The sequence below is a fragment of the Microbacterium aurantiacum genome (assembly GCF_031625015.1).
Lineage (GTDB): Bacteria > Actinomycetota > Actinomycetes > Actinomycetales > Microbacteriaceae > Microbacterium > Microbacterium aurantiacum.
Map to the genome: position 1 here is coordinate 84,407 of NZ_JAHWXH010000004.1, position 17,239 is coordinate 101,645.

The window sequence follows — 17,239 nt, forward strand, 5'->3', positions numbered from 1 at the left end:
CGGCGGGCCGGAGGCCGGGACCGGGCGCGGGTCAGCCGCCGAGCGCCTGCCGCAGCAGGTGCATCAGCGCCGACAGCTGCACCGAATCGCTCGACTGCGGGTCGACGGCGTCTCCGTCGAGGGCGCGCTGGGCGAGCCCCTGCTTGGAGTCGATGAGCTCGGCGATCTTCGTGTCGATCGTGTGCGCGGCGATGATCCGCCATGCCGTGACCGGCTCCTCCTGACCGATGCGGTGCACGCGGTCGATCGCCTGCGTCTGCTCGGCGGCCGTCCACGACAGCTCGGCGAGCACGACGTTGGACGAGGCCTGCATGTTCACCCCGACGCCCGCGGCCGTCAGCGAGCAGACCGCGACGCCGACCTCGGGGTCGTCGTTGAAGGCGTCGATCGCCTCCTGACGGGCCGCGCCGGACTGGTCGCCGCGCAGGGACACCGTCCGCAGACCCGCCGCGGCGAAATGCGCTTCCGCGGCATCCATGACGTCGATGTGCTTGGCGAAGAACACGACCTTGCCGACGGAGCGCTGTAGCTGCAGGGCGTAGTCCGCGGCGAGCACCGCCTTGGCCTGGCCGATCTTCCGCACCATCGTGAAGACGTTGTCGCCTCCGGTGCCGGCGGCCTTGGACTCCTCGAGCTCGTTGTGCGCGACCAGGCGGACGATGTCGTCGTCGACCTCACCGGGCGCGAGGCCACGGTCGCCGCGCGCGTCGATGATCCGGCGGTACTTCGCCGCGAGCCGCGCGCCCAGTTCGCGCTCGGCGGCGCGGATCGAGCGGCCGAAGTCGTCGTCGAGCTGCACGGGGAGGTCGGCGATGAGCTTGTCCGGGAGGTCGGCGGCGACATCCTTCTTCTTTCGCCGCACGATGCCCATCGAGATCACCGCGTCGCGCGCCTCGGGATAGAACGCCTTGTCGGCTGGGGTGAGGCCGGTGGCATCGAGCTTCTCCATCAGCAGCGGCCCCGGCTTCTCGCCGTTCGTCCAGCCGAGGAACCGCCAGATCGCGTCGAAATCCTCGACGTCGTTGATCAGCGGCGTACCCGTGAGGGCGAGGAGGAGGGGGTTGCCGGTCTGCTCACGGATGCGGCCCGCCAGCGCGAGCACGTTCCGCGAGCGCTGCGAGGTGAGGTTCTTGATGAAGTGCGCCTCGTCGACCACCATTCCCTTCAGCCCCAGGGAGCTGAGCCACGACAGGTGACGATCGAGGATCTCGTAGTTGACGATGAAGACGTCCGCGAAGGCGTCGATGTTCTCGCCGTCACCCTGGATCACGGTCGCACGACGCTGCGGCGTCCACCGCTCGACCTCGCGCGCCCAGTTCATCTTCACGACGTTCGGCACCACCACCAGCAGCGGGTACGCGTCGGCGACGGATGCCGCGAGGACCGACTCGGCGGTCTTGCCGAGCCCCGGCTCGTCGGCGAGGAGGAAGGCGCGGTGGCCTTCGCGGACCGCCTCGAGGAAGCGCGACTGGTGGGGCATGATCTGCAGGCCCCGCGGCGAGAGCCGGTCGAACTCCGGAACAGGAGGGAGCTCCATCGACGCGGCCGTGCCGCCGGCGCCCATCTCGAACGCCTTGTAGAGCGGACCCATCAGCTCCCACCCGTCCAGACGCCGTCGGACGGTGGATGCGGGGGCGCGGGCGGTGAGATCGGGGGCGAGGAACGGGTTGGCCATCTGCCGCGCCTCGACCTGCGGCGGGAACACCTGCCGCTCGGCGAGGGCTGCCGGGACGACGGGGGCCGCGGCGGGCGCGGCGTCGGTGATGATCAGCTCGTCCGGCGGCAGCTCCGCCCCGGACTCCAGCAGCCAGTCCCGCCGCATCCGGCGGGCCACGGGAGATGTGGCCTGGTCCACTTCGAGCAACTGGATGAGGGAGGTGTCGCGCGCGGCGGTCTTGGCGAGGATGGTCGCGACCCCGTCCAGGCGCTTGAGCAGCTCGGCGCGCGTGGCGTCGCTCGCCTCGGTGTCGGCCTTGACCCGCGCCCGCTCCTCGCGGACGAGGAAGGCGATGACCTGGAACTTCACGCGGTTGGTCGGTCCGAGCTTGCCGCGCTGGGCCTTGGCCTCGACTTCGCGCACCTTGCGGGCGAGGATCGGGATGATCGGCGACTCGTCGTCCCGACGGGCGGACGAGGGCCTGCGTCGTCGCGAAGAGGACGTCTGGGTGGGCGCCGTGGTCGGCATGCTCCTCCTGAGCGTGGATGCCGGAGAACCCGGCGTTGTCCGATCGAGGATCGGCCTGGCAGCGTGCGTCCCGCGGGCGGCGCGGACGCCGTCGCGAACGCGGGAGGGGGTGTGTCGCCGGATGCCGCGGGCCCGCGCTTGGCGCGGTGCGGCGTCGCGTGGCAGCCCCCGGCGTAGAGTCTAGCGGACGCGACCCGTCCTCATCCCCACAGCTGCGCGGCGATGTCAGCGGAGTACCCCTCGGGGAGGACGTCGATCCAGCTGGTGGCGACCCACAGCCCGTCGGCGAAGAGGTGATCCTCGCCGCTGACGTACTCGACGTCGTCGAGGGTGATCCCCCGGCGCTCGATGCGGCACAGATCGGCGTCGCCGATGCTCTCGCACCCGAACGCCGACTCGGCCATGACAGCGCGCGCGGCATCCGCCTGCGCCGGCTCGATCGACGCGACGGTCGTGGCGATGCCCGGCCCTTCCGCACCGCCCCACGTGCACCGCAGCACCGGGATGCCCGAAGCGAGGAGCTCCGCCAGCTGGGCGTTCTGCGAGGAGAGCATCGTCACCACGGGGTCGTTCGCCGGCGGGACGGTCGCCTCGAGCGACGCGCGCATCCCTTCGGAGTAGAGCGCCGCGCACTCTCCGGGAAGCGCCGCGGCGGGTGCGGTCTCCGTCGGCTCGGCGGACGGGGCGAAGGTCTCCGCGGGAGAGGCGACGGAGGCGGTCGGAGTGGGGGCGGGCGTGGCGGTGGCGGTGACCGGCTCGGGCTGGCACCCGGTGAGGACGGCGAGCAGGATGCCGGCCGCGAGCAGCACGGGCGCGGCGCGGCGCCGACGACGGACGTGGACCATGAGACCTCCGAACACTCCGGAGGCGAGCCTACGTCCCGGAGCGCGTCGGCCCGCGGCGACGCCCCGCGTCAGCGGGAAAGCGCGACGCCCTCCTGCCAGTCCGAGAGGGTGAAGGGGTCGTCGGTGATGATGCCGTCGACCCCGAGCGCGGTGACCTCGCCCCAGTCCCGATCGGTGTTGAGGGTGTAGACGACGATCCGGATGCCGGCATCGTGCAGCTCGTCGACGACCGCGGGCCGGTCGATGACCGCGGCCCGGTCCACGATCAGGGCCCGGACCCCCGCCTCGGCCGCAGCACGGGCCGCGTCATCCGGCAGACGGCGGAGGATCAGCATCCGGTGGACGGTGTCGGATTGCGCCGCGACGTGGGCGAGCGCGGTCGCGTCGAAGCTCGCCGTCGCGACGCGGTCGTCGAGGGCGCGGTCGCGGATCGCGGCGAGTACCCGCGTCACCCCCGCTTCGTCCCACTCCCCCTTCAGCTCGAGGAGCGCGCGGGCGTCGGTTCCGCCGAGGACGTCGAGGAACTCCTCGAGCGTCGGGACGCGGGCGCCGACGAACTCCGGCGCGTACCAGGACCCGGCGTCGAGGGACCGCACCTCGGCGAGGTCGAGCGCGTCGAGCCGGCCGGTGCCGTCGGTCGTGCGGTCCACCGTGGCGTCGTGCAGGAGGACGGGATGCCCGTCTGCGGTGCGTCCGACGTCGACCTCGACGTAGGAGAACCCGGCGTCCAGGGCGATCCGGACCGCCTCGAGGGTGTTCTCCGGCGCGACGGCCGCGCCGCCCCGGTGACTGGCGATGAACGCCGCCTCCCCCGGATCGCGCGTGTCGCCGAGCAGCTCGCCGGCGCTCACCCGCGCAGGACTCGCCCCGACGACGGCGACGACGACCGCGACGGCGGCGAGGGCACAGGCGACCACGAGCGAGGCGAGTCGGTCGCGCGCAGGATCGAGCGGCATGGGCGTCCTTCGGGTCGTCCCATCGGCATCGATGGGCCGGACGTGCGGGTGCGATCACCCTAGCCCACGTCGTTACCTGTTCGTTACCTTTCGGCGCGGATTTTCCGGATGCCGTCCCACAGCGCGTCGGCGACGGCACGCTTGTCTCCCCGGGCCTCGGCCACGAGCTCACCGCGCCGGTCGAGGAGGAGCAGCGCGTTGACGTCGACCTCGAACCCTTCGGCCCACCCGACGCGGTTCACCGCCAGGAGATCGGCGCCCTTGCGGACGGCCTTGCGCCGACCGCGCTCGAGCAGCGTCTCGTCAGGAGCGGGCGTCTCGGCGGCGAACCCGACGATCGTCTGTCCGGGAGCGCGGCCGGAGGCGAGTCCGGCGAGGATGTCTTCGGTCTGGACGAGGTGCAGCGAGACCTCCGGCCCGTCGGCCTGCTCCTTCGAGAGCTTGTGCGCGGACACCTCCGCCACGCGGTAGTCGGCCACGGCGGCGGCCATCACCACCACATCCGCCCCCACCGCGGCCTCGCGGACCGCGTCTCCCAGCTCGGCCGCCGTCCCCGCCCGGACGACCCGCACCCGGGGCGACACGGATGCCGCAGCCAGGACGTCGGCGTCGATGTGGGCGGCGACGAGCGTGACCTCGGCGCCGCGATCGGCGGCCGCGCAGGCGACCGCCACACCCTGGCGACCGCTCGAGCGATTGCCGAGGAAGCGGACCGGGTCGATCGGCTCCCGCGTCCCGCCGGCGCTCACGACGACGCGGAGGCCCTGCAGGTCGCGCCCGCGCTCGGCCCCCTCTCCGGACGCGCCGGCGTCGGCGGGGGAACCGACCGCCGCGAGCGCCGCCGCGACGATCACGTCGGGCTCCGACATCCGCCCGGGGCCGCTGTCGCCACCGGTGAGCGGGCCGTCCTCGGGCCCGACCACCTCGACGCCGCGACCGCGCAGGATTCCGATGTTGTGCTGGGTGGCCGGATGCCGCCACATCTCGGTGTGCATCGCAGGGGCCACGACCACCGGTGCGGTCGTGGCCAGTAGGGTCGTCCCGAGGAGGTCGTCCGCGAGGCCGGCCGTCATCTTCGCGAGCGAATTCGCCGTGGCCGGGGCGATCACGATCAGATCGGCCGACTGACCGAGGGACACATGACGCACACGCGCGACATCGTCATGGACGGAGGTCGTCACCGGGTTCCGACTGATCGCCTCCCACGTCGCGGTGCCCACGAAGCGGAGCGCATCCGGCGTCGGGACGACATGGACGTCGTGCCCCTCCTGCACGAACGCGCGGACGACGGCGACGGCCTTGTAGGCGGCGATGCCGCCCGTCACTCCCACCACGACGAACACGTTCCGATCTTGGCACGTTCCGCCCCGACCTCGGAGGTCTTCCCGTGTGCACGGTCGTGATCCACGTTCCCGAGCCGGACGCGCCCGCACATGATCGCGCCGTCCGGCTGCTGGCGATCCGCGACGAGGATCCGGAGCGCCCGTGGAGACCGCTCGGACCGTGGTGGCCGCAGACGCACCCCGCGCTCGTCGGGGTGCAGGACGTCCGCGCCGGCGGGGCGTGGCTGGCCGCCGACGTGGACACCGGGCGCCTGGCGGTCCTTTTGAACCGCGCGGAGACTCTCGCCGACCCCTCCCCTGCTTCTCGCGGCGGCCTGGTCCTCGCTCGCGCCGCCGGCAGGCGATGGACGCGCCCGCCGCGCACGCACGGCTTCAACCTCGTCGACGTCGCCGCCCGGAGGGCGCGCCTGCTCCAGTGGAACGGGATCGCGGAGCGCGAGACCGCGATCCCTCCGGGAACCCACATGATCGCCCACGATGATCTCGACGACCCCGCCACCCCGCGGATCGCCCGGTGGCTGGACGCCTTCCGCTCGGCACCACCCGCCGCGGGCGACGCGTGGTGGGAGCCGTGGCTCGATGTCCTGGACACCAGCGCCGGCCTCGCCGCCACCGACGACGAGGCGATCGTCCGCGACAACCGTCCCCACGGATACCCGACCCAGTCGCTGCTCGTCTGCGTCGCGTCGATCGACGGCGACGGCGCGGACGTCCGCTATGGGGAGCTGCCCGAACCGGCGGCATGGGCACGGGTGCGGCTGCGCCCGCTCGAACGTAGGCTTTCACCATGACGTATACGCACGACCAGATCGCCGCCGCCATCGACCACGCGATCCTCAAGCCCGATTTCACCCGCGCCGCCGTCGACGCCGAGCTCGACATCGCCGCGCAGTGGGGCGTGTTCAGCGTGTGTGTGCGCCCCTCCGACATCCCGCACGCCGTGGAGCGTCTCGCCGGAACCGGCGTGGCCGTCGGCACCGTCATCGGCTTCCCGCACGGCACGACCTCCACCGCGACGAAAATCGCCGAGGTGCGCCAGGCGCTGGCCGACGGCGCGAGCGAGCTCGACATGGTCCTGAACATCGGCTGGCTCCTCTCGGGAATGGACTCCGAGGTCGAGGCGGACATCCGCGCGGTGGTCGCCGCCGCCGACGGGCACATCGTCAAGGTGATCTTCGAGACCTCGTACCTCGACGACGACGCGATCGTGCGGGCTTGCCGCGCGTCCGAAGCCGCCGGCGCCGACTTCGTCAAGACCTCCACCGGGTTCGCCGGCGGGGGCGCGACCGTGGAGCACATCCGACTGATGCGCGCGAACGTCGGCGAGACGGTGCAGGTCAAGGCCTCCGGCGGGGTGCGGAGCCTCGACACGGCCGTGGCGATGCTGGATGCCGGCGCGACGCGCCTCGGCACGAGTGCTTCCGCGACGATCCTCGCGGAAGCGCGCGCCGTCGACGAGGGCGCCGCCGCGACCGGCGCGGTGGACGACTCCTCCTACTGAGGATCACGGACCGGGCGGCGCGGGCTCAGCCCAGCGCCGCCCGCACGTCCGCGACGTCCTGACCCATCTGCGCGATGAGAGGGTCGATGCCGTCGAAGGCCTGCATCCCGCGGATGCGGGCGACGAACTGCACGTCGACCACGTGGCCGTACAGGTCGAGGTCCGTCTCGTCGAGCACGTAGGCCTCCACCTGACGGACAGGGACATCGTCGAAGGTGGGGTTCGTCCCGACGCTGATCGCCGCGGGATAACGGATGCTGCTGCGCAGTGCGTCGGCACCTCCGCGTGCCCCGTGGTCGACCAGCCATCCCGCGTAGACGCCGTCGGCGGGGACGAACCCTTCGAGGTCGGCGGCGAGGTTCGCGGTGGGATACCCGAGTGCGCGACCGCGCTTGAGTCCGTGGACGACCTCCGCGCGCACCGCGTGCGGACGGCCGAGGACGCGGGCGGCGTTGTCGACGGCTCCGTCGGCCAGGAGCTCGCGCACCCACGTGGACGACACGCGTCGCCCGGCATCCGCCGCGCGCACATCGTCGACGACCTCGACGTCGAATCCGAGCTCGGAGCCGAGCGCGCGGAGGAATTCCGGGTCACCGGAACCACCGCGACCGAAACGGAAGTCGCTGCCGACCATGACCAGGCGCACCGCGAGCGCGCCGACGAGGACGTGCTCGACGAAGGCCCGGGCAGGTAGCGCCGCGAGGGTCTCGTCGAAGGTCAGCATGAGGGTCGCGTCGACACCGGCCTCGGCGAGGAGGCGCAGCTTCTGCTCCGGTCCCACGAGAGACTCGGGGCAGAGGTCCGGGCGGAGGACGGCCAGCGGGTTCCGGTCGAACGTGACGGCGACCACGCGGGCTCCCGCGGCCGCGGCGTCCACACGCGCACGGTCGATCACGGCACGGTGGCCGGTGTGCACGCCGTCGAACTTGCCGATGGCCACGACGGAGGGACCGAAGTCGCGGGGCACATCCATCGGATCGCGGAAGACGATCACGCGGCGACCTCTGCGGCACGCTCCAGGGGGACGCCGGGGCGATGCGTGATGAGCCACCACAAGCCCAGGAAGGGCAGCACGAGGGGGATGAAGAGGTAGCCGTACCCGAAGCCCGACCACACCGTCGGGTGCGCGAAGAGGGCGGGGAGCACAAGGCTCAGCGTGCCGATGACGAGGACACCCACCAGCTCGAAGACGATCGCGACCCACGCCACGACGTACCACCGCGCCGACCCGGCGAAGACGAGCGCGAGCGTGGCGAGGATGTAGACGAGCGCCGCGAGGGCCGACAGGGCGTATGCCAGCGGCGCCTCGTCGAAGCGCTCGACGATCTGCACGAACGAGCGACCGGTCGCGGCGAGGGCCATCACCGCGTAGACGATGACCAGGACGCGGCCGATGCCGCTCATGCGGGGACGGGAGGAGGCGCTCATGACCTTTCGATCCTAGGCGCGGCGCGCGACGGGCGGACCCCGCTCACGCGACCTGGACGGTCCAGATCACCTGCATCCGCCACACCATGACGGCGACCGAGAGGGCGGCGACACCCATGATGACCGTGCTCCAGCGGCTCCGCTCGAGCAGTGCCCAGGCCACCGCCGCCACCGGAAGGAGCGCGGCCGAGACCAGGTAGACCCAGAACTCCAGGGCGCTCCCCGAGGGCGGGTTCCCGGCGAAGGGGGCGATGACGGCCGCGACGATCTGCACGATCAGCAACAGCTCCACCAGGGCGAGGGATCCGACGCTCACATCGCTTGGGCGTCGACCGGCGAGACCGGCGATGACGCAGAACAACCCCGCCACGACGGCGAGGACCACCTGAGCGAGGGTGAACCACAGGATCATGCGCTGTCTCCTTCGGGCATGTTCATCACGCTCTTCACATCCGCTCCGCGTCGCTCGACGATGCCCACGAGGACACCGTCAGGGTCGACGGCGGCGATCGGAGACGACGGGAGACGCTCGGCGGCTCCGGAGAGGCGCTTGCCGTGACGGAGGTCTCGGGCCTCCTCCCCGGTGACGTCGAACCGGCCCAGCACCTCGGCGGCGGCGGCCGCGGAGGTGCGGAGGCGATCCCGGCCGATGTCGTCCAGGCGCACCGCATCCGACACGGAGAACGGACCGATCCGCGTGCGCCGGAGGGCGGTGAGATGCCCGCCGACCCCGAGGGCCGATCCGAGATCGCGGGCGAGAGCACGGATGTAGGTGCCGCTGGAGCAGTCGACGACGACATCGAGATCGACGACGACGCCGTGCCGACGTTCGGCCACGACGTCGAGTCTGGATACGGTGACCTCGCGCGCCTTCAGGTGCACGTCCTCCCCCGCCCGGGCCAGATCGTACGCCCGGCGCCCCTCGACCTTGATCGCGGAAAAGGTGCTCGGAACCTGCGAGATCACGCCGCGCAGGGGCTGCAGCGCGGCCTCGATCTGCGACGCGGTGAGGGACGAGGCGTCCGTCTGCGCGGTCTGCTCCCCGTCCGCGTCGTCGGTGGTCGTCGCCTGCCCCAGCCGGATGGTGGCCTCGTAGGTCTTGCCGAGGCCGACGACATAGGTGAGCAGGCGCGTCGCCGCGTCGACACCGACGACCAGCAGCCCCGTGGCCATCGGGTCGAGCGTCCCGGCGTGACCCACCTTGCGGGTGCCGAGTGCGCGGCGGGCGCGGGCTACCACGTCGTGGCTGGTGATGCCGCCGGGCTTGTCCACCAGCAGGATGCCGCCGGCCGTCATCGGTCGTCCCCGGGATCCACAGGCATGCTCACCAGCTTAGGCTCGTGGGGATGTCCGCACTCGCACCGCCCCTCATCGCCTGGTACCGCGAGAACGCCCGCGACCTGCCGTGGCGCCGCGACGGCTTCGGAGCCTGGGGGATCCTCGTGAGCGAGTTCATGCTCCAGCAGACACCGGTCGCGCGCGTCATCCCGCACCTGGAGGCCTGGCTTTCGCGGTGGCCGGATGCCGCCGCGCTCGCCGCGGCCGCACCGGGGGAGGCCGTCGCGCAGTGGGCGAATCTCGGCTATCCCCGTCGCGCGCTGTGGCTGCACCGCGCGGCGGTGGAGGTCCGCGACCGGCACGACGGCGTCGTCCCGCGGGACGTGGACGCGCTGCTCGCCCTCAGCGGCATCGGCGACTACACGGCACGGGCGGTGTCGGTCTTCGCCTACGGAGACCGACATCCGGTGGTCGACACGAACACCCGCCGCGTTCTCGCCCGCGTCCTCGAGGGGCGGGCGCAGCCCGGTCCTCCCGCGAGAGGGGACCTCGTCCGCATGGAGGGGATCCTTCCGGAGGACCGCGCGGATGCCGCGATCGTCAACGCCGCGACGATGGAGCTCGGCGCGACCGTGTGCACGGCACGGTCTCCGCGGTGCGACGCATGCCCGCTCGCGGAGATCTGTCGATGGCGCGCCGAAGGCTTCCCCGCGTCGCCCGACCTGCGTCGCCGTCAGCCGCGCTACGAGGGCAGCGACCGCCACGCGCGGGGTGCGGTGCTCGGCATCCTGCGCGGCGCGGCACCGGAAGAGGTGGACCTCGCCGCGCTGCTGGCGGAGTGGCCCGATCCACGCCAACGGGACCGCGCGATCGATTCTCTCGTCGCCGACGGCCTGGTGGAGGTCGTGGCGGACCGGGCGCGGCTCCCCCGCTGAGAGAGCCGCGCAGCCGGATCAGTCCTCGTCGTCGACGCGGGGTTTGATGTACGGGTCGGCCTCGCCCGCCGGCGACGCGGACGCCGCGAGTCCGGCGACGGCCTGATCGCGTTCCCGCGCCTCGCGCAGGAGGTCCTCGATGTGACCGGCGTTCTCGGGGATGCCGTCGAGGATGAACTCCAGCGACGGCGTCAGCCGCGTGTTCAGGTGCTTGCCGACCTCGGATCGGAGCATCCCGGTGGCCGCCTTCAGCGCCGCCGCGGAGCCTTCCCGATCCTCCTCGGAGCCGAGCACGGTGTAGAAGACGGAGGCGTGCTGGAGATCTCCGGTGACCCGGACATCCGTGATCGTGACGAATCCGAGCCGCGGGTCGCGCAGCCCCTTGTCGAGACGTTCGGCGAGGATGACGCGGATGCGGTCTCCGAGGCGTGCCTGACGTTCGCCGGCCATGTGTGTTCCTTTCGAACGGAGCAGGGGCGCCCGCCCCTTACGGATGTGCGGGCGCCCCTGACGGGAGAGGATCAGCCTCGCGGCTTCTCCACCATCTCAGTGGTCTCGATCTCGTCGCCGATCTGGATGTCGTTGTACTTGCCCAGTCCGATACCGGCCTCGAAGTCCGTGCGGACCTCGGTGACGTCGTCCTTGAAGCGGCGCAGCGACTCGATGGCGAGCCCGTCGGCGATCACGACGCCGTCGCGGATGACGCGCGCCTTGGCGTTGCGCGTGATCGTGCCCGAGCGGACGATGACACCGGCGATGTTGCCGAACTTGGAGGAGCGGAACACCTCGCGGATCTCGGCCACGCCCGACTGGACCTCTTCGAACTCCGGCTTGAGCATGCCCGTGAGCGACTGCTCGACGTCGTCGATCGCGTTGTAGATGACCGAGTAGAACCGGACGTCCACACCCTCGCGGGCCGCGCGCTCGCGCGCCTTGGTGTCGGGACGGACGTTGAAGCCGATCACGATCGCGTTGTCGATCGTGGCCAGGTTGATGTCCGACTCGGTGATCGCGCCGACGCCGCGGTGGATGATGCGGAGCTGGACCGAATCGTCCACCTCGATCTTCAGCAGCGACTCCTCCAGCGCCTCGACGGCACCGGAGACGTCACCCTTGATGATGAGGTTGAGCGACTCGACCTTGCCCTCTTCCAGCGCACGGGTGAAGTCCTCGAGCGAGATGCGCTTGCGGGCCTTGGCCAGCTGCGCGTTGCGCTCGGCGGCCTCGCGCTTCTCGGCGATCTGACGAGCGGTGCGGTCCTCCTCGGTGACGATGAAGGTGTCGCCGGCGCGGGGCACGGAGTTCAGTCCCTGCACCTGGACCGGACGCGACGGGTACGCCTCGTCCACCGGGTCGCCGTTCTCGTCGATCATCGCGCGGACGCGGCCGTAGGCCGTTCCGGCGACGATCGCGTCGCCGACGCGGAGTGTTCCGGACTGGATCAGCACCGTCGCGACGGAACCGCGGCCCTTGTCGAGCTTCGCCTCGATCGCGACACCGCGGGCAGCCTTGTTCGGATTGGCCGTGAGGTCGAGTCCGGCGTCCGCCGTGAGGAGCACGGCGTCCAGGAGGTCCTGGATGCCCGTGCCCTGACGCGCCGAGACGTCGACGAACATGACGTCGCCGCCGTACTCCTCGGCGACCAGACCGTACTCGGTCAGCTGCTGGCGGACCTTCGCCGGGTTGGCGTCGGGCTTGTCGACCTTGTTGACCGCGACCACGATCGGCACGTTCGCCGCCTGGGCGTGGTTCAGCGCCTCCACCGTCTGGGGCATGATGCCGTCGTCGGCGGCGACCACGAGGATCGCGAGGTCGGTCACCTGCGCACCACGGGCACGCATGGCGGTGAACGCCTCGTGACCCGGGGTGTCGATGAAGGTGATGGCCCGCTCGATCTCCTCGTGCTCGGTCCACACCTGGTAGGCACCGATGTGCTGGGTGATGCCGCCGGCTTCGCCCGCCACGACGTTGGTCTGGCGGATCGCGTCGAGCAGTCGGGTCTTACCGTGGTCGACGTGGCCCATGACGGTGACGACCGGGGGACGGATCTCGAGGTCGTCCTCGCTCTCCGCCTCCAGCTCGGCCTCGAGGTCGAGACCGAAGCCCTCGAGGAGCTCCTTGTCCTCGTCCTCGGGCGAGACCATCTGGATCTTGTAGCCGAGCTCGGCGCCGAGCACCTCGAAGGTCGCCTCGTCCAGCGACTCGGTGGCCGTGGCCATCTCGCCGAGGTTGAAGAGGATCGTCACGAGCGTGCCGGGCTGCACGGTGTACCCGCGGATCGCCTCAAGCTTGTCGGCGAAGTCCGAGATCGACGCGCCGCGACGCAGGCGGATGATCTCGCCGTTGCCCTTCTGGACGTTGACGCCACCGACCTGCGGGGCATCCCTCATCTCGAATTCTTGACGCTTCGCCCGACGCGACTTGCGCTGCTTGGACTTGCCGCCGCCCTTACCGAACGCACCGGCGGTGCCTCCGCCAGGACCACGGCCGCGACCGCCGCCACCACCGGGGCGACCGGCGAAACCGCCGCCGGGTGCGCCACCAGGGCGCTGGAAGCCGCCGCCGGCACCGCCGGGGCGACCCGGGCCGCCCGGACGCTGCTGGAACGGCGCACCGGGACGCCCGCCGCCGCCACCGGGACGGCCGGGACGCGCGCCGGGAGCACCCGGACGCGGAGCGCCCGGACGCGGAGCCTGCGGGCGCGGGATGTTGCCGGGGCTCGGGCGCTGGCCCATGCCCTGCTGGGATGAGAACGGGTTGTTGCCCGGACGGGGGCCTGCCGGACGCTGGCCCATGCCCTGCTGCGAGGAGAAGGGGTTGTTGCCCGGGCGGGGTGTGCCGCCGGGGCGGGGAGCCGCCGGTGCCGCGGGCGCGCCGGGACCGGGCTTGGGACCGGCCGCGGGGGCAGGGGCCGCGTCGGCCGCCGGCTGCTCGGGAGCAGACGGAGTCGCGTCGGGTGCCGCCGATGCGGGCGCCGCCGGCGTCGCGGCGGCGGGCTTGGGCGCGGGGGCCGGGGTCGCTTCCGGAGCCGCCTCGGCGGGCTTCGGGGCGGCCGGGCCGGGGCGCGCAGCGGGACGGGCAGGGCCGGGGCGTCCGGCGGGCTTGGCCGCCGGGGCCGGAGCGGCGGACGAGCCACCTGCCCCATCGGCCTCAAGGGCGGCGCGGAGCTTCCGGGCCACCGGGGGTTCGATGGTGGACGACGGACTCTTCACGAACTCGCCGAGCTCCTTGAGCTTGGCGAGGGCGACCTTGCTGTCGACGCCGAGTTCGGAAGCGATCTCGTGCACGCGTGGTTTGGCGTTTGCCACAATTCTCCTGTCTGGGGTCCACCCCACACAGGGCAGACCATTAGTCGCGGACGGGACTCATTTCGAGCCGTTCACTTTGTTTCCATAGCCGTTCAGCCTTTGTCTTGCTGTAGGTGCTCTTCGATGGTCTGCGTGTCAAGTGGCCCTGACACACGGAGCGCACGCACGAACGCCCGCCGTTTCACGGCGACACCCATGCACGCACTCGACGCGTGGACCCACGCGCCCCGGCCCGGCAACACCGCACGCTCATCGATGACGAGGACGGATTCGCGGGCGACCACCCGAAGGAGGGCGGTCCGAGGGACGCGTGCGCGACACGCGACGCACATTCGTACGGGCTCCATGGTACACCTCGCTCCCTGACCCCGCGCCGGGTGCGGAGCGCGCCCGGCGCGGAAGAGGGTCAGGACTCCAGGATCGAGTCGGGCTGGATGTCGATCTTGGCGCCGGTGAGCTTGGCGGCCAGGCGCGCGTTCTGACCCTCCTTGCCGATGGCGAGGGACAGCTGGTAGTCGGGCACGAGCGCCCGCACCGCCTTGGTCGAGGCGTCCAGCACGAAGCTGGAGGTCACCTTCGCCGGCGACAGCGCGTTCGCGACGAACGTCGGGAGGTCCGCGGCGTAGTCGACGATGTCGATCTTCTCCCCGCCGAGCTCCTCCGTCACCGCGCGCACGCGACGCCCGAGCTCGCCGATGCACGCGCCCTTGGCGTTGATCGTGGAGTCGTTCGCCTTCACGGCGATCTTCGTGCGGTGACCGGCCTCCCGCGCGAGGGAGACGATCTCGACGAGGCCCGCGGGGATCTCGGGGACCTCGAGGGCGAAGAGCTTGCGGACGAGGCCGGGGTGCGTGCGAGAAACGGTGATCTGCGGGCCTTTGGTCCCCTTCGACACCGACGTGACGTAGACGCGCAGACGAGACCCGTGGGAGTAGTCCTCGCCCGGCACCTGCTCCTCGGGCGGGAGGATCGCCTCGACCGTGCCGAGATCGACGTGGATCATGCGGGGGTTGGGGCCCTGCTGGACGACACCCGCGACGATGTCGCCCTCCTTGCCGCGGAACTCCCCCAGGACCGCGTCGTCGGCGATGTCGCGCAGACGCTGGCTGATGACCTGCTTCGCGGCGAAGGCGGCGATCCGACCGAAGTTCTCCGGCGTCGACTCCTCTTCGCCGATGACGGCGTCGTCCTCGTCGAGGAGGGGGATGAAGACCGCGACGTGGCCGGTCTTGCGGTTCAGCTCCGCCCGGGCGCCCGCGGGCAGCTCTCCATCGGGCGAGGTGTGCTTGGCGTAGGCGGTGAGGATCGCCTGCTCGATGATCCTGACGAGCTCGTCGAAGGGGATCTCCTTCTCACGCTCGACCGTTCGCAGCAGTCCGAGATCGATGTCCACAGGGGGCCTCCGTATTCAGCTCTCACCGACCCGAGATAGCGGCCGGAACCCCATTACGTTACCGGATGCCGCGGTGGAAGGCATCGGGGGCCGGTGGACGGGCCGCGGTCAGGGCGCGGCGTCGGCGTAGCGCGCGCAGTCGTCCGTGGGCGCGTCCCGTCCCGTGAACAGCGCGTCGGTCCACGAGATCAGGACCGGCAGGAAGCGCGAGCGGGGCAGGACCGTGGCGAGGTGGTCGTATCCGGCGTAGACGGTCCAGCGCACCTCGTCACCCTGCGCGCACGCCCGCTCCACGAATCCCTCCTGGAGACGCGCGGGGATGACCTCGTCCGCATCGCCCCACGCGACGAGGATCGGCACGTCCCACGGCCCCGTGGCCGCGTTCTCGGCCAGTCGCGCCCCGAGAGGGCCCGTGGTGAGATCGGCGGGGAACAGAGGACTGTCCTCGGAGACGCCGAGGGCGGTGGCCACCGACACGATCACGCCCGGCTCGGTGGGGCACCGCTGCGTCATCTCGCGCACGAGCGTCTGCGCACCGGGCGCGACGTATCGGGACAGGTCGACGTCGTCGTACGTGTCGGCGTACGGCACGAGGACCCACGAGCTGATGATCGACAGCTCGGCCGTGGCGACGTTGCGCGTCACCTCGTCGGCGAGTTCGAGCGGGTCGGTGACGGGGGCGAGGACCGCCGCGCCGAGGAGGTCGATGTCGGGGGCGTAGTCGGCGGCGATCTCCGCCATCCACAGTGCCGCGTGTCCCCCCTGCGAGTGCCCCCACGCGACCGTGGAGCGCGACAGCGCCACACCGTCCAGTTCCCTCGCGGCCAGGACCGCGTCGAGGGAGGACCGGGCCTCGCCGCGCCCGATGAGGTACGGGAAGACGCCCGGTGCTCCCTGGCCGGAGTAGTCGGAGGCCACCACGACCCACCCCCGCTCGAGGGCGTCGTTGAGCCCCGGAATCGCCCAGTGGGTCGCGGAGGCATCGCGGAGGCTCGGCGCGCACCCCCGGGCGACGCCCGTCGTGCCGTGGTTCCAGACCACCACCGGGCGTGCACCCGGACGCGACTCGGTGGGGGTGATCACGAGCGCACTCGCCACCGCGGGACGACCCAGGGCGTCCCGGGTCGTGTAGAGGATCCGCTGCACGTCTCCCCCGGGCGGAGACTGTCCCGAGAACGCGTCCGCGCGGATCAGCCGGCCGTTGTCGTAGGGAACGACGGCCGGAGGATCGTAGAAGGCGTCGACCACGGGCGCGCCGCTCTGGATCCAGCTCCCCAGATACCAGCTGCCGGAGGCCAGGAGCACGAGGACCAGAGAAAGGGCGAAGCGACCGGTCGCGCGCCAGCGGTGCGCGACACGGAAGGGGGCGTCGTTGTACTCGGGCGGTGCCGTGAAGGCGTCCGACATCGCCCGTCGCCCACCGGAGCCCGGGCCGAATCCGCGCAGACCCCGGATGATCAGGGTCAGACCGAACACGGCCGAGCGCACACCGAACACCACCGCGACCACGAGCAGGGTCACGTCCGGCCACGTGAGGGCGAGGATGCCGAAGACGATCTGCGCGCCGCCCCACGCGGTGGCGAGGACCCGTTCGCTGACGGACCCCTGGGTGATCGCGTCGAAGAGCGAGGCGAGGCCGGCGAGGACGAGCAGCACGGCGAGGATGCCGGGCAGCTCCTCCAGCGTCCGCCCGAGTCCGATCAGGAGCGCCAGACCCACCACGATCCAGGCGCCGCCGAAGAGGCGTCGGGGCAGCGACCCGGCATCCGTCGTCCGGACGACCTCGCTGACACCGGAGAGGACCACGCTCACCCCGACGTAGACCGTGAGGAGGACGAGGGACGTCAGCGGCCGCGTGATGATGAGCAGCGCGAGGATCAGGACGATCGCTCCGACGACGAGGGTGATCGCGGGTGGGGCGTCGGCGACGAGCCGCGGGAGGATACTCCACCTCGACGCGGGACGTGCCCGGTGTTCGCGCCTCACCGACACCATGCTAAACGCGCGGCGACATCGTCGATCACCGGGCGGAAAGGTGTTGCGCGCCGACGCCGGGCCGCCATACTG

At 71.7% G+C, this 17,239-nt stretch carries 16 protein-coding genes; 3 read left to right on the forward strand and 13 right to left on the reverse strand.

Annotated features, from left to right (window positions below):
* Positions 1–31 precede the first annotated feature (31 nt).
* The 4 genes from KZC50_RS14480 to coaBC all read right to left on the reverse strand — a co-directional run bounded on the left by KZC50_RS14480 (position 32) and on the right by coaBC (position 5,329).
* Entirely contained in the window at positions 32–2,185 is a 2,154-nt protein-coding gene (locus KZC50_RS14480; RefSeq protein ID WP_310892122.1) for a DEAD/DEAH box helicase, read from the reverse strand.
* Positions 2,186–2,385: 200 nt separating this feature from the next.
* Positions 2,386–3,030 (reverse strand): hypothetical protein, encoded by a 645-nt coding sequence (locus KZC50_RS14485; protein ID WP_310892123.1) that lies wholly within the window; start codon positions 3,028–3,030, stop codon positions 2,386–2,388.
* Positions 3,031–3,098: 68 nt separating this feature from the next.
* Positions 3,099–3,986, reverse strand: coding sequence for a glycerophosphodiester phosphodiesterase (locus KZC50_RS14490; protein ID WP_053547589.1), 888 nt, complete (start codon positions 3,984–3,986; stop codon positions 3,099–3,101).
* Positions 3,987–4,069: 83 nt separating this feature from the next.
* Positions 4,070–5,329, reverse strand: a complete 1,260-nt coding sequence (gene coaBC / locus KZC50_RS14495; RefSeq protein WP_310892124.1) for a bifunctional phosphopantothenoylcysteine decarboxylase/phosphopantothenate--cysteine ligase CoaBC — start codon at positions 5,327–5,329, stop codon at positions 4,070–4,072.
* Positions 5,330–5,373: 44 nt separating this feature from the next.
* Here coaBC and KZC50_RS14500 point away from each other — a divergent pair, with 44 nt between their 5' ends.
* Together KZC50_RS14500 and deoC are read left to right on the forward strand one after the other, a co-directional pair.
* Positions 5,374–6,120 (forward strand): NRDE family protein, encoded by a 747-nt coding sequence (locus KZC50_RS14500; RefSeq protein WP_310892125.1) that lies wholly within the window; start codon positions 5,374–5,376, stop codon positions 6,118–6,120.
* On the forward strand, positions 6,117–6,830 hold the full coding sequence (gene deoC / locus KZC50_RS14505) for a deoxyribose-phosphate aldolase (RefSeq protein WP_310892126.1): 714 nt from the start codon (positions 6,117–6,119) through the stop codon (positions 6,828–6,830). The genes KZC50_RS14500 and deoC overlap by 4 nt, the downstream gene beginning before the upstream one ends.
* Before the next feature lie 25 nt (positions 6,831–6,855).
* Here deoC and KZC50_RS14510 read toward each other — a convergent pair whose 3' ends face one another.
* The 4 genes from KZC50_RS14510 to truB are packed head-to-tail and all read right to left on the reverse strand — an operon-like array spanning position 6,856 to position 9,554.
* On the reverse strand, positions 6,856–7,824 hold the full coding sequence (locus KZC50_RS14510; RefSeq protein WP_301132661.1) for a bifunctional riboflavin kinase/FAD synthetase: 969 nt from the start codon (positions 7,822–7,824) through the stop codon (positions 6,856–6,858).
* Positions 7,821–8,258: a hypothetical protein gene (locus KZC50_RS14515; RefSeq protein ID WP_310892127.1), complete on the reverse strand. Its 438-nt coding sequence runs from the start codon at positions 8,256–8,258 to the stop codon at positions 7,821–7,823. Before KZC50_RS14515 ends, KZC50_RS14510 begins: the two co-directional genes overlap by 4 nt.
* Positions 8,259–8,301: 43 nt before the next feature.
* Entirely contained in the window at positions 8,302–8,670 is a 369-nt protein-coding gene (locus tag KZC50_RS14520) for a hypothetical protein (protein WP_301132657.1), read from the reverse strand.
* Positions 8,667–9,554 (reverse strand): tRNA pseudouridine(55) synthase TruB, encoded by an 888-nt coding sequence (gene truB, locus KZC50_RS14525; RefSeq protein ID WP_310892128.1) that lies wholly within the window; start codon positions 9,552–9,554, stop codon positions 8,667–8,669. The genes KZC50_RS14520 and truB overlap by 4 nt, the downstream gene beginning before the upstream one ends.
* A gap of 50 nt (positions 9,555–9,604) precedes the next feature.
* On the opposite strand from truB, the gene KZC50_RS14530 reads away from it, so the two are divergent.
* Positions 9,605–10,471, forward strand: coding sequence for an HhH-GPD family protein (locus tag KZC50_RS14530; RefSeq protein WP_310892129.1), 867 nt, complete (start codon positions 9,605–9,607; stop codon positions 10,469–10,471).
* A gap of 18 nt (positions 10,472–10,489) precedes the next feature.
* Here the strand turns inward: KZC50_RS14530 and rbfA are convergent, their stop codons facing one another.
* The 5 genes from rbfA to KZC50_RS14555 all read right to left on the reverse strand — a co-directional run bounded on the left by rbfA (position 10,490) and on the right by KZC50_RS14555 (position 17,158).
* Positions 10,490–10,921 carry a 30S ribosome-binding factor RbfA gene (gene rbfA, locus KZC50_RS14535; RefSeq protein WP_301132651.1) on the reverse strand — a complete coding sequence of 144 codons (432 nt, stop codon included), beginning with the start codon at positions 10,919–10,921 and terminating at the stop codon, positions 10,490–10,492.
* Between the two features lie 71 nt (positions 10,922–10,992).
* The gene (infB, locus tag KZC50_RS14540) at positions 10,993–13,758 is read right to left on the reverse strand and encodes a translation initiation factor IF-2 (protein ID WP_301132782.1); all 2,766 of its coding nucleotides are present in this window, start codon (positions 13,756–13,758) and stop codon (positions 10,993–10,995) included.
* 113 nt (positions 13,759–13,871) lie between these two features.
* The gene (locus tag KZC50_RS14545) at positions 13,872–14,126 is read right to left on the reverse strand and encodes a YlxR family protein (RefSeq protein ID WP_082334658.1); all 255 of its coding nucleotides are present in this window, start codon (positions 14,124–14,126) and stop codon (positions 13,872–13,874) included.
* 59 nt (positions 14,127–14,185) lie between these two features.
* Positions 14,186–15,172: a transcription termination factor NusA gene (nusA, locus tag KZC50_RS14550; RefSeq protein ID WP_053547599.1), complete on the reverse strand. Its 987-nt coding sequence runs from the start codon at positions 15,170–15,172 to the stop codon at positions 14,186–14,188.
* A 108-nt stretch (positions 15,173–15,280) separates the two neighbouring features.
* Positions 15,281–17,158 (reverse strand): lipase family protein, encoded by a 1,878-nt coding sequence (locus KZC50_RS14555; RefSeq protein WP_310892130.1) that lies wholly within the window; start codon positions 17,156–17,158, stop codon positions 15,281–15,283.
* Positions 17,159–17,239: the final 81 nt, after the last annotated feature.